18 protein-coding genes are annotated in these 20889 nt (G+C 73.8%); 9 read left to right on the top strand and 9 right to left on the bottom strand.

What is annotated here, in order from left to right; genetic code table 11:
• Nucleotide 1 precedes the first annotated feature (1 nt).
• Nucleotides 2-823: a helix-turn-helix domain-containing protein gene (locus ACWY4P_RS08415; protein WP_456209613.1), complete on the bottom strand. Its 822-nt coding sequence runs from the start codon at nt 821-823 to the stop codon at nt 2-4.
• A gap of 290 nt (nt 824-1113) precedes the next feature.
• On the opposite strand from ACWY4P_RS08415, the gene ACWY4P_RS08410 reads away from it, so the two are divergent.
• Nucleotides 1114-2541: a hypothetical protein gene (locus tag ACWY4P_RS08410; RefSeq protein ID WP_456209612.1), complete on the top strand. Its 1428-nt coding sequence runs from the start codon at nt 1114-1116 to the stop codon at nt 2539-2541.
• 116 nt (nt 2542-2657) lie between these two features.
• On the opposite strand, the gene ACWY4P_RS08405 is transcribed toward ACWY4P_RS08410, so the two are convergent.
• Entirely contained in the window at nt 2658-3482 is an 825-nt protein-coding gene (locus ACWY4P_RS08405; protein ID WP_456212853.1) for an SDR family NAD(P)-dependent oxidoreductase, read from the bottom strand.
• Nucleotides 3483-3881: 399 nt separating this feature from the next.
• On the opposite strand from ACWY4P_RS08405, the gene ACWY4P_RS08400 reads away from it, so the two are divergent.
• From ACWY4P_RS08400 to ACWY4P_RS08385, 4 genes are all read left to right on the top strand, one after another.
• Nucleotides 3882-4307 carry an ATP-binding protein gene (locus ACWY4P_RS08400; RefSeq protein WP_456209610.1) on the top strand — a complete coding sequence of 142 codons (426 nt, stop codon included), beginning with the start codon at nt 3882-3884 and terminating at the stop codon, nt 4305-4307.
• A gap of 71 nt (nt 4308-4378) precedes the next feature.
• Nucleotides 4379-4882 carry a hypothetical protein gene (locus ACWY4P_RS08395; protein ID WP_456209609.1) on the top strand — a complete coding sequence of 168 codons (504 nt, stop codon included), beginning with the start codon at nt 4379-4381 and terminating at the stop codon, nt 4880-4882.
• Nucleotides 4883-5233: 351 nt separating this feature from the next.
• The gene (locus ACWY4P_RS08390) at nt 5234-7327 is read left to right on the top strand and encodes a SpoIIE family protein phosphatase (RefSeq protein ID WP_456209608.1); all 2094 of its coding nucleotides are present in this window, start codon (nt 5234-5236) and stop codon (nt 7325-7327) included.
• Nucleotides 7328-7441: 114 nt separating this feature from the next.
• On the top strand, nt 7442-8563 hold the full coding sequence (locus ACWY4P_RS08385) for an asparaginase (RefSeq protein WP_456209607.1): 1122 nt from the start codon (nt 7442-7444) through the stop codon (nt 8561-8563).
• A gap of 76 nt (nt 8564-8639) precedes the next feature.
• Here ACWY4P_RS08385 and ligD read toward each other — a convergent pair whose 3' ends face one another.
• The gene (gene ligD, locus ACWY4P_RS08380; protein ID WP_456209606.1) at nt 8640-9644 is read right to left on the bottom strand and encodes a non-homologous end-joining DNA ligase; all 1005 of its coding nucleotides are present in this window, start codon (nt 9642-9644) and stop codon (nt 8640-8642) included.
• A 76-nt stretch (nt 9645-9720) separates the two neighbouring features.
• Here ligD and ACWY4P_RS08375 point away from each other — a divergent pair, with 76 nt between their 5' ends.
• The gene (locus ACWY4P_RS08375; protein WP_456209605.1) at nt 9721-10782 is read left to right on the top strand and encodes an ATP-dependent DNA ligase; all 1062 of its coding nucleotides are present in this window, start codon (nt 9721-9723) and stop codon (nt 10780-10782) included.
• A 13-nt stretch (nt 10783-10795) separates the two neighbouring features.
• On the opposite strand, the gene ACWY4P_RS08370 is transcribed toward ACWY4P_RS08375, so the two are convergent.
• Together ACWY4P_RS08370 and ACWY4P_RS08365 are read right to left on the bottom strand one after the other, a co-directional pair.
• Entirely contained in the window at nt 10796-11488 is a 693-nt protein-coding gene (locus tag ACWY4P_RS08370) for a dienelactone hydrolase family protein (protein ID WP_456209604.1), read from the bottom strand.
• Nucleotides 11489-11531: 43 nt separating this feature from the next.
• A complete protein-coding gene (locus ACWY4P_RS08365) occupies nt 11532-12317 on the bottom strand; it encodes a SigB/SigF/SigG family RNA polymerase sigma factor (RefSeq protein WP_456209603.1) in 786 nt (261 codons plus the stop codon).
• Between the two features lie 231 nt (nt 12318-12548).
• On the opposite strand from ACWY4P_RS08365, the gene ACWY4P_RS08360 reads away from it, so the two are divergent.
• The gene (locus tag ACWY4P_RS08360) at nt 12549-13139 is read left to right on the top strand and encodes an HhH-GPD-type base excision DNA repair protein (protein ID WP_456209602.1); all 591 of its coding nucleotides are present in this window, start codon (nt 12549-12551) and stop codon (nt 13137-13139) included.
• A 47-nt stretch (nt 13140-13186) separates the two neighbouring features.
• Here ACWY4P_RS08360 and ACWY4P_RS08355 read toward each other — a convergent pair whose 3' ends face one another.
• Nucleotides 13187-13555 carry a hypothetical protein gene (locus ACWY4P_RS08355; protein WP_456209601.1) on the bottom strand — a complete coding sequence of 123 codons (369 nt, stop codon included), beginning with the start codon at nt 13553-13555 and terminating at the stop codon, nt 13187-13189.
• Nucleotides 13556-13809: 254 nt separating this feature from the next.
• Between ACWY4P_RS08355 and ACWY4P_RS08350 the strand changes: the two genes are divergently transcribed.
• Together ACWY4P_RS08350 and ACWY4P_RS08345 are read left to right on the top strand one after the other, a co-directional pair.
• Complete coding sequence (locus tag ACWY4P_RS08350; protein WP_456209600.1) at nt 13810-15450, top strand: ABC transporter ATP-binding protein; 1641 nt, start codon at nt 13810-13812, stop codon at nt 15448-15450.
• A gap of 352 nt (nt 15451-15802) precedes the next feature.
• Nucleotides 15803-17596, top strand: a complete 1794-nt coding sequence (locus ACWY4P_RS08345; protein ID WP_456209599.1) for an ABC transporter ATP-binding protein — start codon at nt 15803-15805, stop codon at nt 17594-17596.
• 27 nt (nt 17597-17623) lie between these two features.
• Here the strand turns inward: ACWY4P_RS08345 and ACWY4P_RS08340 are convergent, their stop codons facing one another.
• Genes ACWY4P_RS08340 through ACWY4P_RS08330 form a run of 3 tightly spaced genes read right to left on the bottom strand, consistent with a single transcriptional unit; the run spans nt 17624 to nt 20772 of the window.
• Nucleotides 17624-18400, bottom strand: coding sequence for a DeoR/GlpR family DNA-binding transcription regulator (locus ACWY4P_RS08340; protein WP_456209598.1), 777 nt, complete (start codon nt 18398-18400; stop codon nt 17624-17626).
• Nucleotides 18401-18442: 42 nt separating this feature from the next.
• Nucleotides 18443-19477 (bottom strand): 4-hydroxythreonine-4-phosphate dehydrogenase PdxA, encoded by a 1035-nt coding sequence (pdxA, locus tag ACWY4P_RS08335; protein WP_456209597.1) that lies wholly within the window; start codon nt 19475-19477, stop codon nt 18443-18445.
• Complete coding sequence (locus tag ACWY4P_RS08330; protein WP_456209596.1) at nt 19474-20772, bottom strand: four-carbon acid sugar kinase family protein; 1299 nt, start codon at nt 20770-20772, stop codon at nt 19474-19476. Before ACWY4P_RS08330 ends, pdxA begins: the two co-directional genes overlap by 4 nt.
• Between the last annotated feature and the right edge of the window lie 117 nt (nt 20773-20889).

The following is a 20889-nucleotide window of genomic DNA, read 5'->3' as shown; positions in this document are numbered from 1 at the left end:
GTCAGAGCTCCTTACGCAGTTCGGCCAGGATGGGAATCGTCTCGCCGACCGGCTCGGCCTGGACGGCCATCCGGTCCAGCACCTCGAGACAGGTGACGACTTCGGCCGGCTGGTCCACATAGACCGCGCCGGTGACGCTTTCGGTGTAGACGACGTCGGGCAGTTCGGAGAATCCGAACCGGAAGTAGTGCAGGGGACCGAAGGCCCCGGGGTGCGGCCCCGCCGCGAACCGCATGATCTGGAGCCGGACCTTGGGCATCGCCAGGGCCTCGGTGAGGTGGTCGATCTGCCGGCGCATCACCTCGGTGCCGCCGACGGGGCGGCGCAGCGCCGTCTCCTCCAGGATGGCCCAGATGGCCGGGGCGTCCGGCTTGGAGAGCAGGCTCTGGCGCTTGACGCGCAGGGCGATCCGGCGCTCGATCTCCTCGTCCGCGTCATTGGGGAAACCGGCGCGCAGCACCGCGCGGGCGTAGTCCTCGGTCTGGAGCAGGCCGGGGACGTAGTGCGGTTCGTAGGCGCGGATGACGGTGGCCTCGCTCTCCAGGCTCACATACGCGCTGAACCACTCCGGGACGACATCGCGGAACTGGTGCCACCAGCCGGGCTGGTTGGCCTCCCGGGTCAGGTCCAGGAAGTCGTCGATCTCCGGTGAGGGGACGCCGTAGGTCCGCAGCAACTCCTTGACGTACGGGATCTTCAGGCCGACCTCGGCCTTCTCCATCCGGCGGACCGTCAGCGGGGTGACCTCGACGGCCCGGGCGGCCTCCTCGAACGACACCTTGGCCCGCTCCCGCAGATGGCGCAGGCGCTTGCCCAGGACCATGCGTAAGACGGTGGGAGCGGCGCTTCCCGGCCGTGCCTCACTCACGTCCTGCCTCCCGGAATCGCCGTCATGTGGGTGCAGTGTGCCATGACCTCCGAGCACCGGACAGAGCGATGCGGATCGTTTTGAAATTATCAGAACGAAGCTTGCGAGCTGAGCCTGTCGGCGCGCATAGTGGGACACGTGACTCATCTCACGCACCACGGCTGGTGCCCTCAACCACCTTTGTCCGCTAGGGCGTTACGGGCACCCAGCGGCTCGGCGGCGCGCGGCGACAGCATGGGTCAGGGGTGGCCGCGGTGACCGACAGCGCGGCGCCGGGCACCCGGCGCCGGGGCTCGGCCACCAACCAGGCGCTGGCCGCGGCCCTCAAGGAATCCGGCTGCTCGTACGCCTCATTGGCCCTGCGCGTCAATGAGCTGGGCCGCCGTCAGGGGCACTCCTCCAACTACGACAAGGCGTCGGTCACCCGCTGGCTTCAGGGCGGCCAGCCGCGCGGTACGACGCCGGAACTGATCGCGGCCGTGCTCTCCCACCGGCTCGGCCGGCCGATGGCCCCCGCCGAGCTCGGCTTCATCCCCGACCGACAGCGCCCGGTCGTCGCCAGGGCGCTGGCCTACCGGGAGGACGTGGCGGAAACCTTGCACACGCTCGCCGAACTCGGCTCCACCGACATATCCCGCCGCAGCCTGCTGGGCGCGGTCCCCTTCGTCGCCGGCGCGCTGGTGACCCCGCAGCGCGAATGGCTGCTGTGGCTGGTCGAGAGCCAGGGCACCGCCGGCCCGGCCGCCGGCGGTCCGGCCGCTGCCGCCGACGCCGGCCGGATCGAGCAGGTCCGCGCCGCGATCAGCATGTTCGACGAGATGGACAACCGCTTCGGCGGCGGCCAGGTCCGCGCCAGCATCGTCCTGTACCTGTCGACCGAGGTCGTCCCCATGCTCCAGCGCCGCGGCGTGGCCGCGGGCGAGCGGCGCGCGCTGTTCACCGCCGCGGCCAAGCTGGCCGCGATGGCCGGCTGGAGCAGCTACGACAACGCCGAATACGGCTTGGCCCAGCGCTATATGACCCAGGCGCTGCGGCTGTGCGCGGAAGGCGGCGACCGGGTCCTCGGCGGCCAGGTCCTGGCCGGCCTGTCCCACCTGGCCACCAACCTCGGCCAGCCCCAGGCGGGCGTCGAGCTCGCCCGGGTGGGCGTGGTCACGGCGAAGAACGCGGGCAGCCCCCTGGGACTGATGCGGCTGCACGCCATGGCGGCCCGTGGATACGCCGCCCTCGGCGAGCCCCGCGAGGCCGCCCGCGCGCTGCGCTCGGCGGACGCCGCGCTGGCGGCGAGCCGGGGTGCCGAGGAGGAGTCGGAGTGGGTCCGCTTCCTCGACCACCACTACCTGGCGGCCGAGGGCGCGCTGTGCTTCCGCGACCTGGGCAGCGCCGCGGAGGCGGAGCGCGCGGCCGATGAGTCGGTGCGGGCCAACGGCGACCGGCGCCGCCGCCAGGCCATCAGCCGCTCGGTCCTGGCCACCGCCCATTTGCAGCAGAACCGGCTCGACGAGGCGATCGGCACCGCCGACGAGGCGCTCAGCGCGCTCAGCGGTGTGCACAGCGAGCGCTCGGTCCAGGCCCTGCGCGACTTCCGTACCCGGCTGCGGCCGCACCGCGGCGAGCCCATGGTCCGCGACTTCGAGCTCCGCTCCCGGGTCCTGCTCGGCGCGGCGGCCTGAGACGCGCTACGGCACCCTTTCCCCGGCTCCTTCCGGGCTCCACCGCCATGCGGCCCGGAAGGGAGCCTCGCCCGGGCCCTGCACCGCCGGGGGTGTGCAGGGCCCGGGCGAGGCCGTTAATAACCCTCCGGGCTCGGGGCGTTCTGGGCGCGGTCGACCGGGACATGGGCGCCGGAGACGCCGCTGGAGGCGTCCGAGAGAAGGAACGCGACGACCCGCGCCACCTCCTGCGGCGCGACCAGTTCGCCGCTCGGGAACTCCGCCGCGAACCCGGCGAACGCCTCCGGCTCCTCGTCGCGCATCCGGTCCCAGCGCTTGCCGGGGATGAGCATCGACCCGGGGGAGACGGCGTTCACCCGGATGTTGTCGGGTCCGAGTTCGCGGGCCAGCGAGGCCGCGAGGTGGATCTGGGCGGCCTTCGCCGCGCCGTACTGGGCCTGCGGTCCCGGCTTCCAGCCGGAGATGGAGGCGATGACCACGACCGATCCGCCCCCGGACCCGCGCGCCCCGCGCAGATGCGGCACGGCGGCCCGCACCAGCCGGGCGGTATGTCCGACGTTCAACTCCCAGGTGGCGGCCCAGTCGTGGGCATCCGCCTCCTCCAGGCCGCCGCCGCGGGCGCCGCCGGCGCAGGCCACCACGCCGTCCAGACCGCCGAAACGTTCCGCTGCGCCCTTGACGAACTCCTCCAGCGGACCCGGCTCCATGACGTCCAGCGCCCGCGTGAACAGCGCCTCGCGCCCCTGGTCGGGCAGCGACTTGGCCAGGGCCGTCAGATCGGGCGCCGACCGCGCACAGGTGGCCACCGAGGCGCCGTCCGCCAGCAGCAGGCGCACGATCTGTTCGCCCAGGCCCCGGGTGCCCCCGGTGACCACGATCCGCTTGCCGTCCACACCGGACCGCGCGGCCGGGCAGGGCTCCTGCCGGCAGTCCTCACTCACGCTTGCCACGCCCGGACCGTACAGTCCGCGTGGCGTGCGACCCCAACCACTACGCCCGTGCAACCGAACAACCCCCGTGCCCCCTCGCCGACCGGACCGTCCAACCGTTTGTCTACGTGAACGGCGACCGACGTACGTCCAGCTGTCTTCGAAGGAGGAACCCATGCCGCAACCCGGCAGCCACCGCGACCGGGCCGCAGCCGCCCGTGGCGGTCGGCCCCGGTGGGTGGGCCGAGGGGCGCGCACCCCTCGCCCCCGGCGCGGATGCCGCGGTGGGGGCCGTAGGCATGCGCTTACCCGCTTACCGGGGCATCAACCACCCACGCCGGGCGCGTTATCGGCCCGACAGGCGCGACAAGTGCGACAGGCCCGACGACCTCGGCCCGCGGGGAGGGGCCGGTGATCTCCTTGGCGACCCGCCACTTCTTCCGGGCCGAGTTCCCGGCCCGGACCGACCGGGCCTTCGCCGTCCGCCGGATGCTCACCGCCTTCCTGAAGTACTGGCAGCTGGATCATGCCGTGGACAGCGCGGTGCTGGCCACGAACGAGCTGTTCGCGAACGCGGTGGAGCACGGCAGCAGCGGCCCCGGCGACACCGTCACCGTCACCGTGGGCGTGCAGCCCGCCGGGGACGAGCTGCGCATCGCGGTGGCCGACGGCTCGCCGGTCCGGCCGGTCTTCCGTACGGCGGCCGAGACGGAGGAGTCCGGGCGGGGGCTGGCCATCGTCGACGGCCTGGCGAGCGACTGGGGCACCGATCCGCCGGACGGGGACGGCGCGGGCAAGAAGGTGTGGTTCACGCTGGCGCTCGGGCCGGCGCGGTAGGCGCCGCGGCCGGGCCGATGGCGGGGCGGTGCGACCGGAGCGGGCGAGGCGGCGGGGAGACTGGAGGCGACATGCGTGGGCGAGGCACCGTGGAGACCACCGCGGCCGACTGGCTGCTGTCGTCGGTCGGCGAGGAGCCCGGCCGGGTGCGCGTGCAGTGGGCCAGCGGCGACGGCCTCGCCGACCTCCCGGTGGGCCCGCTCTTCGACCTGGTCCGGATGTCCGAGGGCACCGGGATGGCCGTGGTCCAGGCGCTGCGGCGGCGTGACGCGGTCGTCGGCCCGGTGATGCTGGCCACCGCCAGCCATGTGCTCTCCTTCCTCGTGCCGCCCGGCTCGGCCCGGGAGTGGAAGGCGTGGCTTCAGGGCACCGGCCACGGCCGCCGCCGCGCCGTGGCCGCCGCCGGGCCGGGCCGGGTGCTGCGCTGCCCCCGGCCCGGGTGCGTACGGCAGGGCCACATCTGGCTGGTCAGGCCGGGCGGCCCGCTCACCGACAGCCGGGCGCTGTGGGCCGCGCTGCGGGACAGCGCGCCGCCCAGGCCCCGGGGCCGCGCCTCATCCGCCCTGTTCCGCTAGGCCCCGCTCAGGCCCAGTCCGCGCGGTGCTCGATGGCGAAGTCGCGGAAATGTCCTCGTCGAGCCCGGCCGGCATGGCGGCGAACTCCTTCGGGTATCCCGCGTCGCGGGGTGCGGCCCGACGCCGACTATCTGGAGCGCACCGCCGACACCGTGCTGCGCGCCCTGGGCACCTGGCCGGACCGTCTCACCACCTGACCGTCGCGGCCGCGCCCGCCGTGTGACCTGGGTGTGCGCGGCCGGGCCGGGAGAGGTATGACAGAAGAAGGGCACGGAGAGCCGGAGGCCCGCCCGGCCGTCCGCTGGTGCCGCGTCGGCCCCTGCGTACGGGCAGCGGGAATGAGGTACCGGGATGACTGCGCAAGACCGCCCGCGAGGGGACGGCGAGGCGGGCCTGAACGATCTCGCAGCCGCCCCGGGTGGCCTGCTCGATCTGCTGCGGGTCGCCGCGGTGGTGCTGGACAGCGACGGCCGCATCGCCCTGTGGAGCCCGGAGGCCGAGCAGCTGCTCGGCTACCGGGCCTCCGAGGCCCTCGGCCGCAACGCCGCCCACCTGCTGGTCGACCGCGAGAACCGGCGGTCCGCCGCGGAGCTGTTCGCGCGGGTGCAGGCGGGCAGGATGTGGGCGGGCGTCTTTCCGGTCCGGCACAAGGACGGCTCCGCCCTGCGGGTGGAGTTCCGCACCATGGGACTGCGGGACTCCCGCGGCGACGCCTACGCCCTCGGGCTCGCGGCCGACGAGGGCACCGTACGGCAGCTGGAGACCGACCTGGCCGTCTCCGGCTTCCTGGTCGAGCAGTCGCCCGTGGGCCTCGCCGTGTTCGACACGGACCTGCGGTGGGCCCTGGCCAACCCGGCCCTCCAGAAGATGAACGGCCTGTCCCAGGAGCTGGTGCGCGGCCGGCGCCTCGCCGAGGTGCTGCCGAACATGGACACCGGGGCCGTCGAGGCCGCCATCCTGCACGTCATGGAGACCGGGCGGCCGGTGCTCGACCAGCAGACCGTCGGCCGCACCCCGGCCGACCCGGACCACGACCACGCCTGGTCGGAGTCGTACTACCGGCTGGAGGATCCCAGCGGGCGCGTGCTGGGCGTCGCGATCTCGGTGATCGATGTGTCCAGGCGCCACCGGGCGACCAGCGAGATCGCCGAGGCCCGCGAGCGGCTGGGCCTCATCGCCGAGGCCGGAGTGCGTATCGGCACCACCTTGGACCTGCGGCAGACCGCCCAGGAGCTGGCCGATGTCACCGTGCCCCGGCTGGCCGACCTCGCCGCCGTGGATGTGCTGGACGCCGTGGTGCACCGCGAGCCCATGGCCAGACTGGGCGCCGACGGCTCGGCCCGTTTCCGGGCGCTGGCCGTGGCCGCGGGCTACCCCACCCACGCCGTGCACGCGGCGGACCCGGTCGGCGAGATCGCCCGGTACGACCCCAGCCGCATGATCACGCGCTGTGTCCGCGACGCCCAGCCGATCTTCGTGCCCCGGGTTTCCGACGAGGACCTGCGGCGCATCGCGCGGAACGAGGCGGCCGCCGCCGTGCTGCACAAGGAAGGCGTCCACTCCTATCTGGCGGCCCCGCTGATCGCCCGCGGCAGCGTGCTCGGCACCCTCAGTCTGCACCGTACGATCAACGACCGGCCCTTCGACGAGCAGGACCTCACCCTCGCCTGCGAACTGGCCACCCGCGCCGCACTGTGCATCGACAACGCCCGCCTGTACGCCCGGGAGCGCGACGCGGCGCTCACCCTCCAGCGCAGCCTGCTGCCCCAGCAGCCGCGCGACCTGGACGGCCTGGAGATCGCCTCGCGGTATCTGCCCGCGGTCAGCGCGGCCGGTGGCGACTGGTTCGATGTGCTGTCCCTCAAGGACAGCAAGGTGGCCCTGGTGGTCGGGGATGTGATGGGCAAGGGCATCCACGCCGCGGCGATCATGGGCCAGCTGCGCACCGCCACCCGGGCCTTCGCCCAGCTCGACCTGGCGCCCGCCGAGCTGCTGCGCCACCTCGACGACATCACCACCACGCTGGGCGACTCGATCGCCACCTGCCTGTACGCGGTCTGCGACCCGCGCAGCGGCCGGTGCCGGCTGTCCACCGCCGGCCATCTGCCACCGGTGCTGGTGCGCCCGGGCGGGCCGGCCGAACTCCTCGACATGCCCAGCGGCGCGCCGCTGGGCGTGGGCGGAGTGCCGTTCGCCTCGGTCGAGTGCGAGCTGTCGCCGGGGACCCTGCTGGCCCTGTTCACCGACGGTCTGGTCGAGAAGCGCCACCAGTCCATCGACGTGGGCCTGCGCACCCTGCTGGAGCTGCTGGGCCGCCCGCAGGGCCCGCTGGAGCGGACCTGCGACCAGGTGCTGGCCGCCCTGCACGGGGCGCCGGACGACGATGTGGCGCTGCTCCTGGCGCGGCTGCGCGAGCGCTCGCCTGACGGGGGAAGCGCTGCTTAGCGTGGGCGGCAATCGTGTGTTCACGATCATCGAACACCCGGGAAACATGTATGCGGCAAGTTTCCATCCGTCCAGTGGTCCCGTCACACCCCGGTCGAGGAGACCCTTCCCCTGATGCGTAAGCTCGCCCGCCGCTCCACGGTGCTGTTCACCCTCATATCCCTCGCCCTCGGTACGACCGCCTCGGTCGCCGGCGCGGAGCCCGACAAGAAGCCCGTGCCGAAGGTCGCCGTCATCGGCACCGGCGGCACCATCTCCGGCGTCAGCAAGAGCCGGGTGTCCTTCCAGGACTACGAGTCGGGGAAGCTGCCGATCTCCAAGATGGTCAATGACCTCAAGCCGGAGGTGGACACGATCGCCGACGTCACCCCCGAGCAGTTCGGCAACAAGGGCTCCGGCAGCTACTCGATCGCCGACTACCGCAGGCTGACGGCCACGGTCGACCAGGCGCTGAAGACGAACGACGCGGTCGTGGTCACCACCGGCACCGACACCATGGAGGAGTTCGCGTACTGGCTGGACCTGACCGTCCGCAGCGACAAGCCGGTGGTCCTCACCGGATCGATGCGCCCCTGGACAGTGATCGGCACCGACGCGCCGGCCAACCTCTACAACGCCATCCACCTCGCCGCCAGCGGGAAGACCACCTGCTACGGCACCGTTCTGATGCTCAACGACCAGATCCAGGCCGCCCGTGAGGTCCGCAAGACCGACGCGCTGCGGATGGACACCTTCAACAGCGGCGCCAGCGGTGAGCTCGGCGTCGTCGACCAGGACAACATCCGGCTCAACCGGGCGCCCGCGCGCATCCAGCAGTGCGGCAAGAAGACCTGGGAGACCCCCTTCGACCTGGACAAGATGGGCAAGACGCTGCCCAAGGTCGAGATCGCCTACAGCTACCAGGACGCCGGTGGCGAGGCCGTCAAGGCGTTCGCCGACGCCGGGGCGGACGGGGTCGTGACCGCCGGGACCGGCGCGGGCGGCATCTCCCCGCAGATGTCCGAGGCGCGCAAGGACGCGGTCAAGAACGGCGTGATCTTCGCGTCGACGACCCGCACCGGCTCCGGCGCCGTATACGACGAGAACACCGACGGCGTCATCGGCGCCGCGGACCTCACGCCGCAGAAGGCGCGGCTGCTGCTCCTGCTCTCGCTCGCCAGGACGGACGACCAGAACCGGATCCGCCAGTGGTTCGCGACCCTGGGCACCGCCCAGTTCGTCACCCCCCGGCGGTGAGCTCGCCGGTCGCGGTACTCCGGGGGCCGCGGAACGTACCGCGACCGGCAACCGCCTGCGCCAGGCGACCGCCGCCTCACTTCTTGGCGCGGCTGGGCTGCACCCGCTTCGGCTCGCCCTTCATCTTCGGATGCTCGGGCGGATAGGGCAGATCGCCCAGGCCGTGCTCCCGCTCGTCCCGGTCGGCCAGCTCCAGGGCGGCCTCCAGACGGCAGGCCTGCCGGTCCATGTCGGCGTGCACATCGCCCAGCTCCCGGAACCGCACCGGCATGGTGGCCAGATCGAAGTCCTGCGGCCTGGCATCCGGCACCTCCTCCCAGCGCAGCGGCGCCGAGACCGGGGCGTGCGGCCGGGGGCGCACGGAATAGGCGCTGGCGATGGTCCGGTCGCGGGCCGTCTGGTTGTAGTCCACGAACACCTTCTCGCCGCGCTCCTCCTTCCACCACGCCGTGGTGATCCGCCGCGGCGCGCGCCGCTCCAGCTCACGCGCGATGGCGATCGCGGCCCGGCGCACCTGGGTGAAGGTCCACACCGGCTCGATGGGCACGAACACATGCAGCCCACGGCCGCCCGAGGTCTTCGGCCACCCCCGTAGCCCCAGCTCCTCCAGCACCGGCCGCAGCCGGCCGGCCGCCCACACCGCGTCCTCGTAGTCGGTCCCCGGCTGCGGGTCCAGGTCGATCCGCAGCTCGTCGGGGTGGTCGGTGTCCTGCCGCCGGACCGGCCACGGGTGGAAGGTCAGACACCCCAGATTCGCCGCCCAGACGACGGCCGCGGGCTCGGTGGGGCAGATCTCGTCCGCGTGGCGCCCGCTGGGGAAGGAGATCCGCCCGGTCGGAATCCAGTCGGGCAGGTTCTTCGGCGCCCGCTTCTGGAAGAACGACTCGCCCGCTACGCCGTCCGGGTAGCGCTCCAGCATCGTCGGCCGGTCCCGCAGCGCCCGCAGGATGCCGTCGCCGACGGCCAGGTAGTAGCGGGCGACGTCCAGCTTGGTGAAGCCCCGCTGCGGAAAATAGAGCTTGCCGGGGTTGGTCAGCCGTACCGTGCGCTCACCGACCGTGAGCTCCGCCGTCTCTCCCATGGATCCACGCTAGGCCCGCGGGCCCGAGGCCACCTCCCGGCGGGCGCGGGGCCGGGGAGGGGCACACAATCGGGGCATGGACCTTCCGGTCATGCCGCCCGTGGAGCCGATGCTGGCCAAGTCCGCGGCCGCCATCCCGCCGGGCATGCGGTACGAGGCGAAATGGGACGGCTTCCGGGCCATAGTCTTCCGCGACGGGGACGAGGTCGAGCTGGTCAGCCGCTCGGGCAAGCCGCTGACCCGCTACTTCCCGGAACTGGTCGGCGCCCTGGCGGCGAATCTGCCGCCGCGCTGTGTCCTCGACGGCGAGATCGTCATCGTGCGCGGGGGTCGCCTGGACTTCGACGCGCTCCTGGAGCGCATCCACCCCGCCGAATCGCGGGTGCGGCACCTGGCCGAGGTGACTCCGGCGAGCTTTGTCGCCTTCGACCTGCTGGCGCTGGGCGACGAGTCCCTGATGGACACGCCCCTGCGGCAGCGGCGGGACGCGCTGACCGAGGCGCTGCGCGCCGCCGCCGACCCGGTCTTCACCGCGCCCTGGACCGATGACCTCGAGGTCGCCGAGCGGTGGTTCCAGCAGTTCGAGGGGGCGGGCCTGGACGGCGTCATCGCCAAACGCCCCGACCTCGGCTACCGGCCGGGGGAGCGGGTCATGGTCAAGGTCAAACACGAGCGGACCGCGGACTGCGTGGTGGCGGGCATGCGGCCGCACAAGTCCGGCCCGGTCGTCGGCTCGCTGCTGCTGGGCCTGTACGACACCGCCGGCCGGCTCCAGCACGTCGGCGTGTGCGGCGCGTTCTCGATGCGGCGCCGGCAGGAGCTCATGACCGAGCTGGAGCCGCTGCGGATGGACACCCTCGAAGGACACCCCTGGGCCGACTGGGCCAGCGAGGAGGCCCAGGCGCGCGGCCGGATGCCCGGCGCGCCCAGCCGCTGGACCGGCGTCAAGGACCTGTCGTGGGTGCCGCTGCGGCCGGAGCGGGTGTGCGAGGTGGCGTACGACCATATGCAGGGCGACCGCTTCCGCCACACGGCCCGGTTCCGCCGCTGGCGGCCCGACCGCGAGCCGCGGGGGTGCGGCTACGCCCAGCTGGAGGAGCCGGTGTGTTACGACCTGTGGGAGGTGCTGGGCTCCTGACGCTCCCTCAAACTCAAGGCCGCCGGGGGGACCGGCGGGAGCCGCCCGGCCCTGCCGCGGGGGCCGTGGTCATGTCCAGGAACCAGTCGCGGGCCGCCTCGGCCGCCTGGGCCAGCGTCCCCGGCTCCTCGAACAGATGGGTCGCGCCGGGCACCACATGCACGGAGTGGGGCGCCGCCAGCATGGCCGCCGCCTGCTCGTTGAGCCGCAGCACCTCGTGGTCCTCGCCGCCCACCACCAGCAGCACCGGAGCGCGGACCCGGGAGAGCACACCGCCCGCCAGGTCGGGGCGGCCGCCGCGGGAGACCACGGCCCGCACCCGCTCCGGCCGCTCCGCCGCGGCCACCAGCGCCGCCGCCGCGCCCGTGCTGGCGCCGAACAGCCCGACCGGCAGGGCGGCGGTCGCCGGGTGCCCGCCGAGCCAGTCCACCGCCGCCACCAGGCGCCGGCCCAGCAAGGGGATGTCGAAGCGGTGCTCGGCGGTGATCGCGTCCACCCGCTCCTCGTCCATGGTGAGCAGGTCGAACAGCAGCGTCCCCAGGCCCGCCCGTTGCAGCACCTCGGCCACCGAGCGGTTGCGCGGGCTGTGCCGGGAGCTGCCGCTGCCGTGGGCGAAGGCCACCACGCCGCGGGCCCCCTCGGGTATCACCAGATCGCCCACCAGCAGCGCGTCGTCCGCGGCGATGCGGGCCGTCTCCGAGACCATCGGCCACCTCCTGCGCGGCCGGGCAGGGCCCCGCCCGGCGGGATCAGGTATGGGCCAGCAGACCCTGCCTCAATTCGCTGTACAGCCGGGAGAGCCGGCGGGATATGTGCATCTGCGAGAACCCGAGGATCTCGCCGATCTGGCTCTGCGAGAGGCCGACGAAGAACCGCAGATACAGGACGTAGCGGTCCTGTTCCGAAAGGTGGGTGATCAGCGCCCGGAGCGCCTCCCGGTTGACGACCCGCTCGATCGCCGCGTCGTCCGCGCCCACCGTCTCGGAGAGCAGCCGCTCCTCGGCGCCCTGGACCGCGGCGTTGAGGGACAGCGGGGTGCAGGAGGCGCTGGCCTCCAGGCCCGCTTTCACATCTTCCTTGGGCATGCCGGTGCGGGTGGAGATCTCGGTGATGGTGGGGGTGCGGCCGCCGAGTTCCTGTTCGAGGGCGTCGCGCGCCGAGCGGGTGCGGGAGCGGACTTCCTGAATATTGCGGGGGACGTGCAGCGTCCACAGATAGTCGCGGAAGTGCCGCTTGAGTTCACCGGTGATGACCGGGATCGCATACGAGGGAAATGCGTGGCCGAGGTCGGGGTCGTAGCGGTCGACCGCCTTCACCAGCGCGAGAGAGGCGACCTGGGTGAGGTCTTCCATGTTCTCGCCCTTATTGCGGAAACGCAGCGCCAGGCGCTTTGCCACGGGCAGCCAGGCGCAGATGATCGCCTCTCGCAGGGCGTCGCGCTCCGGACCCGACGGCAATCGGGAAAGGCGAGCGAAGTCACCGTCGGTATCGGGAGTGTCGTCATGGCGCCGGTGGCGAGTCGCGGTTGCTGACATGGTCACTCGTCTCCGTGGTCCGATGTCACATCCTGCCCGCGGCACATCGATGCGCTAATGTCCCGCCGCGCTCGGTCTCCCTCTGGTTGATCGAATTCAGGATCGCCACCAGATTCGCACGGTCCCGAATACCTCGCAATTCGGCTGAATTGCGGGGCGAGTGTCCCCCGTACGGGGGATCCCGGCCGGGGGAGACCGGTTCGGTCCGGTCGCGGGGGGTACTCGGACGGGATGGACGTGACCCTTCGCCTCGCCCAGCGGCCCGAGGCCGATGAATTGCTCGGACGCAGCCCGCTGGCCGCGCTGACCGGCATGCTGCTCGACCAGCAGGTGCCCATGGAATGGGCGTTCTCCGGGCCGTACACCATCGCGCGGCGCATGGGCGGCGACGACCTGGACGCGCATGAGATCGCCGCCTGCGACCCGGAGCGGTTCGCCGAGGTGCTGTCGGCCAAACCCGCGGTGCACCGGTATCCGGGGTCCATGGCCAAGCGGGTGCAGCAGCTGTGCCAGTACCTGGTCGACCAGTACGACGGCGACGCCGCCGCCCTGTGGCGGGACGTCGCCAGTGGTAAGGAGCTGCTCGGCCGGCTGAACGCACTGCCCGGCTTCGGCAAGCAGAAGTCGCAGATCTTCCTGGCGCTGCTCGGCAAGCAGTTCGGCGTGCGGCCCGAGGGATGGCGCGAGGCGGCGGGCCCTTACGGCGAGGAGGGCTCGTACCGCTCGGTCGCCGACATCACGGGACCCGAATCGCTGGACAAGGTCCGCGCCTACAAGCAGGAGGCCAAGCGGGCCGCCAAGGCGGCGCCGCCGAAGCGCTAGTTTTCAGGGCCCGGTTCGCCTGGTTTTCAGGGCTCGGTTCGCCTCCGTCAGCGGGCCTGCCGGGTGAGCGGCCCGGGGGCGGGGGAGGGGTCCGGGACCGGATCGGGGCCGGGCGGCTGGGGCACCGGGTGCGGCGGCGGGCCCGGCGGCGGGCCCGGCGGCGGGCCCGGCGTCGGGCTGGGCGGCGGGCTCGGGGGTGGGCCCGGCGGCGGGCCGGGGGCGGGGTCCGGCGGCGGTCCGGGCGGCGGTCCGGGCGTCGGACTCGGCTCGGGACCCGGTCCGGGGCCCGGCTCCGGCCCGCCCGGGCCGGGCGACGGGGTCGGCGACGGCGGCGCGGGGTCGCGGTCGTCCAGGGAGAGGTGCCGGGGATCGGCCTGCCGTACCACGGTGACCTCCAGAATTCCTACGACGGTCACTCATCCATCGCGACGCGAGTGCCCCACCGCCCCCCGTCCATGCCTCCTCCGCCCGCCCCGTCGAAATGCCGGGAAATTCAGCGGCGGTCGGCGACCGGCATCACTAGCATCGGCGTGCCATGCGACGCTTCCCTGATCCGGAATCCGGAACTCCAGATCATCGTTCCCCCACATCCTATCTGTTATGGCTCGCCTGGAATCTGCGCCATCTACGTTTCTCGGTGTTTCTCGGTATTTTGTGGGGAATTCTCTGTGTGCTGGCCCAGGCGCTCGTACCGGCCGCGATCGGCGCCGCCATCGACACCGGAATCATCGACCGGGACCGGCGGGCGCTGCTGCTGTGGGGCGGCGCGGTGCTGGTGCTCGGCATGGTGCAGGCCGGCGCCAGCATTCTGCGCGACCGCTGCACCCTCACCACCCGGCTCGGTGCCTCCTACCGCACCATGCAGCTCATCGCCCGCCAGACCGCCACGCTCGGCGCCACCCTGCCCAAGCGCGTGGCCAAGGGCGAGATCGTCAACGCCGGTGTGGCGGACATCGACCGGATCGGCGAGGCGCTGGCCGGTACCGCCCGCGGCAGCGGCGCGGTCGTGGCCATCGCCGCCATCGCCGCCATCATGCTGGACGCCTCCTGGCGGCTCGGCGTCGTGGTGCTGGCCGGTGTGCCGCTCATGGTCTGGGCGGTCGCGCTGCTGATCCGCCCGCTGCACCGGCGCCAGGAGCGGCTGCGCGAGCACCAGGCCGAACTGACCGGCCGGGCCGTCGACATCGTCAGCGGTCTGCGCGTGCTGCGTGGCATCGGCGGCGAGGAGGTCTTCGCCGAGCGCTACCGCGCCGACTCCCAGCGGCTGCGCGCCGCGGGAGTGGCGCTCGCCCGTGTGGATGCCCTGTTCGGCGCCGTCAAGGTGCTGCTACCGGGCCTGTTGACCTGCGTCGTCGTCTGGCTGGGGGCGCGCTATGTGGAGACCGGCCGGATCGGCGCCGGGCAGCTCGTCGCGTTCTACGGCTACGCCGTCTACCTGGCCGATCCGCTGCGGCGGCTCACCGACGCCGCCGGGCAGGTGACCCGGGGCCATGTGGCCGCCCGCCGCGTCACCCGCTTGCTCGCGCTCACGCCCGAGCTCTCCTCCGGCACCGGTCCGCCCCGGCCGCACACCGGCTCGGCGCCTGCCCCCGCTGCCGCTGGGCAGGGGGTACCTTCCAGCGGCAGCCGGGGGAACCCGCTGGCCGACCCCGACTCGGGACTGGCCGTGGCACCGGGCCGGTTCACGGCCGTGGCCTGCGCCTCCCCGGGCGACTCCGCCACGCTCGCCGACCGGCTGGGCCGCTACGTCGACTCCGCCGTCACCTGGGAGGACGCGCCGCTCGCCGATCTGCCGCTGGAGGAGGTGCGGCGGCGCATTCTCGTCGCCACCAACGACGACCTGCTCTTCGCCGGCCCGCTGGGCGCCGAACTGGACCCCGTCGGGCCCCGGCCCGATACCCGCGAGCTGCTGGAACGGGCGCTGGACACCGCCTCCGCGCGCGACATCGTCGAGGGCCTGCCGGACGGGCTGGACACCGTGATCGCCGCGGCCGGGCGCGACCTCTCCGGCGGACAGCAGCAGCGGCTGCGGCTGGTGCGGGCCCTGATGGCCGACCCGGAGGTGCTGGTCCTGGTCGAGCCCACCAGCGCGGTCGACGCCCACACCGAGGCCCGCGTCGCCCGCGGTCTCGGCGCCCATCGCGCGGGCCGCACCACCGTTGTGTTCACCACCAGCCCGATCCTGCTCGACCGGGCGGACCACGTCGTCTACGTGGAGAGCGCGAAGGCCGTCGCCCAGGGCACGCACAGCGAACTCCTCGGCGACCCCCGCTACCGGGCCGTCGTCGCCCGAGAGGAGGAAGCGATATGAGCGTGTCCTGGCGCGCTGCGCGGGCTGGACTGAGGAGCCGCGCAGCGACGGAGGAGCGAGCAGTGACGAGGGAAGCTCGTGCGTTGGAGCGCGCCGGGACTGAGCGGGGGGAGGGGTGCGTGTCTCGGCGCGCTGCGCGGGCTGGACTGAGGAGCCGCGCAGCGACGGAGGAGCGAGCAGTGACGAGGGAAGCTCGTGCGTTGGAGCGCGCCGGGACTGAGTGGGAGGAGGGGTGCGTGTCTCGGCGCGCTGCGCGGGCTGGACTGAGGAGCCGCGCAGCGACGGAGGAGCGAGCAGTGACGAGGGAAGCTCGTGCGTTGGAGCGCGCCGGGACTGAGTGGGAGGGCCGGCCATGAGCATCCCGCTGCCCGTCGCCGCCGCGAAAGACGTCCGTGCCCACGCCCGCCGGCTGGCCCGGCGTCACTCGCGCGAGCTGGCCGCCGTCCTGGCGCTGTACGGCCTGGCCGCGGTCTGCGGCCTGGTGGGCCCCTGGCTGCTGGGCGGCCTGGTCGAGGACGCCGGGCGCGGCGCCGCCGACATCCCCCGCACCGCGCTGCTGATCTGCGCGTTCATCGCGGCCCAGGCGCTGCTGACGCACGCCGCCGGCTACGCCTCGGCCAGGCTGGGCGAGAAGGTCCTGGCCGAGCTGCGCGAGCGGTTCGTCGACGATGTGCTGACACTGCCGCTCGCCACCGTCGAGCGGGCGGGCTCGGGCGACCTGGTCACCCGGACCACGCGCGATGTGGCCGTGCTCTCCCGCGTGGTGCGCGGCGCCGTGCCCGCCGCCCTCACCGCGCTGGTCACGATCCTGGTAACCCTCGGGGCGATGGCCGTGGTCGGCCCGCTGCTCGCCTTCCCCTGCCTGATCGCCGTCCCCATCCTGTGGGCCGCCTCCCGGTGGTTCTTCGGCCGCGCCCGCGACGCCTTCCTGGCCCAGAGCGCCTCCTACTCCCAGCTCACCGAGGGCCTCACGGAGACCGTCGAGGGGGCCCGTACGGTCGAGGCGCTGCGCATCGCCGAGCGCCGTACCGCCCGGACGGACCAGGACATCGCCGGGTCCTACGCCACCGAGCGCCACACGGTGGGGCTGCTCACCGTGTTCCTGCCGATCATCGACACCGCGTATGTCCTGCCGGTGGCGGCCACGCTGGTCATCGGCGGGCTCTTCGCCATCGACGGCCTGGTCTCGCTGGCGTCGGTCACCGCGGCCACGCTCTACGTCCAGCAGCTGCTGGGGCCGGTCGACACGCTGTTGTACTCGCTGGGCGACCTGCAGACCGGCTCCGCCTCGCTGGCCCGGCTGCTGGGGGTCGGCCGACGGCCCGATGCCACGGGGGCCGATGTCCTGGGGCCCGATGCCACGGGGGCCGCGCCCAGGGGGAGCGGGCGGGGCCAGGCGGCCCGCCGGGATCTCCAGGGGCACCGGGACCTCGAGGTCAGCGGGGTGAGCTACGCCTACCGGGACGGCCGGGACGTGCTGCGCGGCATCGACCTGCGGATCGAGCGGGGAGAGCGGCTGGCCGTCGTCGGCCCGTCGGGCGCGGGCAAGTCCACCCTCGGCCGGCTGCTCGCCGGGATCCACTCCCCGCGCACCGGCGCGGTCACCGTCGGGGGAGTGGCGCTGACGGATCTCTCGCCGGCCGAACTGCGCGGCGAGGTCGCCCTGGTCACCCAGGAGACCTATGTCTTCCGCGGCACGGTGCGCGACAACCTGCTCATCGCCCGGCCCGGGGCGGACGACGCCGAGCTGGAACGGGCGCTGCGGGCGGTCGGCGCCTGGGAGTGGGCCGCGGAGACGGGGCTCGACGCCCGGGTGGGAGCCGGTGGCGCGGCCCTGCCGCCCGACCGCGCGCAGCAACTCTCCCTGGCCCGGCTGATCCTCGCCGATCCGCACACGCTGGTGCTGGACGAGGCCACCTCGCTGCTCGATCCGCGCGCGGCCCGGGACACCGAGCGGTCGCTCGCCGCGGTCCTCGAAGGGCGTACCGTCGTGGCGATCGCCCACCGGCTGCACACCGCCCACGACGCCGACCGGGTGGCGGTGATGGAGGAGGGGCGGATCACCGAACTCGGGCCGCACGAGGAGCTGGTGCGGCGCGGTGGCGCGTACGCCGCGCTCTGGGCCTCCTGGCACGGCCGTACCTGACCGGCCCCGGCCCGGGGCGCGGCCGCGTCACTGCGCGTCGACGAGAACGACCTCGACCCCGGCCGCCCGCAGCGCCCGCACCTCGTCCTGGTCGGCGGCGCCGTCCGTCACCAGCGTCCACCCCGGCGGCAGCTGGACCCAGGTGTGGAAGGGGTGGCGGCCGAGCTTCGCCGCGTGGGCCAGCACATAGACGGCGTCGGCCCGGCGGGCCATCAGCTCCTTGAGGCGGGTCTGGCGCAGGTCCGCCTCGCACAGGCCGTGTCGGGCCGTCACGCCGTCGGCGCCCAGGAAGACCCGGTCGAAGGTCATCCGCTCCAGCGCGGCTTCGGCGAGCGGCCCGACGAAGCTCTGGCTCAGCGGGCGCAGGGTGCCGCCGAGGCACTCCACCCGCACGCCGTCCACGTCGGAGAGCTCCTGGAGCGCGGTGAGCCCGGTCGTCGCCACCGTCAGATCCTCGGCCGTGCGCAGCTCATGGGCCAGGGCGGCGACGGTCGAGCCCGCGTCGAGCAGGACCGTCTCGCCCGTACGGATCCGTTCCGCCGCCCACCGGGCGATGGCCCGCTTGGCCTCGAAGGCCTCGCCGGTGCGCTGGCGCAGTGACGCCTCGGGGTGCGCCACCAGGGCCATCGCCCCGCCGTAGGTGCGGGCCAGCCGTCCGGCGGCGGTCAGTTGGGCGAGGTCGCGGCGGATGGTGGAGGCGGTGACCCCGAAGGCGCGGGACAGCTCCTCCACGCTCGCCAGGCCCGTGGTGGTGGCGAGGTGGACGATCTGGTCGCGGCGGCCCCGCGCTCCCTGGGCAGGCATCGTCAACTCGTCACTCGTCCTTCTGGTCCTCGCGTCACCGGGTCACCGGGCGGGGGCCGAGGACATCTCGGCCGCCTGCCGCAGGGCCTCGATCATGCTACCGGCGTCCGCCTTGCCGGTACCGGCGATGTCGAAAGCGGTGCCGTGGTCGACGGAGGTGCGGATGACGGGCAGTCCGACGGTCAGATTGACCCCGGCCTCCAGGCCGAGCACCTTGACCGGGCCGTGCCCCTGGTCGTGGTACATCGCCACGATCAGGTCGTAGTCGCCGCGGCCGGCCAGGAAGAAGGCGGTGTCGGCGGGGAGCGGGCCGCGGGCGTCGATGCCCTCCGCGCGCAGCACCTCCAGCGCGGGGACGATCTTCTCCTCCTCCTCGCCGTAGCCGAACAGCCCGTTCTCGCCGGCGTGCGGGTTGATGCCGCACACCCCGATCACCGGGTTCGGGGTCCCGGCGCGGACCATCGCCTCGTGGCCGCGGCGCACGGTGCGCTCGACGAGACCGGGTTCGATCCGGTTGACCGCGTCGATCAGGCCGATGTGCGTGGTGACGTGGATGACCTTCACGGTCGGGGTGGCCAGCATCATCGACACCTCCTCGACGCCGGTGAGATGGGCGAGGAGCTCGGTGTGCCCGGGGAAGATGTGGCCGCCCGCGTGCAGGGCCTCCTTGTTCAGGGGGGCGGTGCAGATGCCCTGCACCGCGCCGCTCATGGCCAGTTCGGCGGCCGCCCGTACGTACTGGTAGGCGGCGTCCCCGGCCACCGCGGACAACTGCCCCCAGGGCAGGTCGGCGGGGAGCAGGTCCAGGTCGATCACATTGATCCGCCCCGGGGTGAACTCGGCCTCTCCGGGCGCGGAGACGGGGACGATCTCGCAGTCGACGCCCCGCAGCCGGGCGGCCTGGCGCAGCCGCGCCGCGTCCCCGATGACCACCGGGCGGCAGCGCCGCAGCGTGGCCTGGTCGAGCAGGGCGGGGACGATCACCTCCGGCCCGATGCCCGCGCCGTCGCCCATGGTGACCGCGATGAGGGGGAGCGGGCCGTCGGCGGGGGAGCCGGGGTTGGGGGATGGGTTCATGGACGGACCTTCCGTTGAGTCGGGTGGGGGCGCAGCGCGTGGACGATCTGCCGCAGTGAGTCAGCGTCGCCGAAGCTGCCCGGGCGGGTCACGACGGATCGCCCGTCGGGGGTGCGGAGGTGTACGGCGCCGTGGTGCACCTGGCCGACGGGGTGGAGCTCGGTGACGCCGAGCGCGTCCAGCACCCGGCGGGCGGTCTCCCCGCCGGTCAGGACGAGGTCGACGGCCCCGTCGTGGCGGGCGACGGCGGCGGCGACGGCGCGGGCGAGGCCGCGCACCAGCCGCCGGGGCGAGAGGGCGGCGGGGGCCGGGCCGGGCGCTGGGGTGAAGACGGTCACCGCGTCGTGGAACGGCGGCAGTGCCATCGGCGCGGCCGAGTCGTCCGCGCACAGGGCTTCGAGGGGGAGTCGCAGGACGGTGGCGCCGTCGGCGGCCAGCCGCCGGATCTGTTCGGCGGCCGAGGGTTCGGCCGTGCCGACCACGACCAGCAGCGGCCGCGGGCCGGCCGCGCCCGCCGTGGCCTGGGATGGCGCGGCGGTCTCGGCGCCTGTCTCGGCGGTCTCGGCAGTATTGGCGGCGGTTTCGGCCCGGGGCGGCTCGCCGCCCGCCAGGTGGCGGCCGAGGGCGGCGGCCAGGCCGCCGGAGCCGACCAGGCGGGTGCCGGGCCCGTCGGCCAGCGCGGCCTCGACGACCGCGTCGAGGTCGGCGTCGGTCTCCGCGTCGCAGACGGCCACCCGCCCCTCGGCGAGGGCGGCCCGCAGCGCGGCCAGCAGGGTGCGCCGGGAGGCCCGTACGGCCGTGAGCGGGACGAGCGCGGTGCGGGCCGGGCCGAGCGCGCCGGGCACCGAGCGCGGCGGGGGCACCGGCTCGGCGCGCCAGGCGTCGCTGTGGTGGAGCGGGGTGGCGCCGAGATGGACGACGCCCGCGCGCACCGCGCGCCCGGCGGCGGGCAGCGCGGGCGCGACGACCACGCCCGCTCCGCCCGCGGCGAGGGCGGCGACCTCGGCGGCGATATTGCCCCGCAGCAGCGAGTCGATCTTCTTCAGCACCAGGGTGTCGCCCGGGGGCGGCAGGGCCAGCGCGGCGCGGACGGCCTCGGCCGCCTCGACGGCGGGCAGATGGCGCGAGTCGAGGTCCAGCACGGTCGCCTCGCCCGGGTGGCGAGGGGCGGCCGCGTCCCGAACGAGCACCACCCGACTGCGCGTTGTGCGCGATTCAAGCCCGGCGGCCGTCTCGGCCGCGCCGGACAGGTCGTCCGCGACGGCGAGCAGTCGCCTGCTGGGCTTCGGTTCCACCGGTACCTCCTCGAACGACCAGGGACAGCGCGGAAGGGCACGGAAGTGCAGGGAAAGGGGAGGCGGCGGCACGCGCCGCCCCGGCGGTCTCGATGATGACACACCTTGCGCGAAGTG

The sequence above is a fragment of the Streptomyces sp. LZ34 genome (assembly GCF_053890475.1).
The sequence above is the reverse complement of the archived record's forward strand: the minus strand, read 5'-3'. Positions and strand labels throughout refer to the sequence as shown.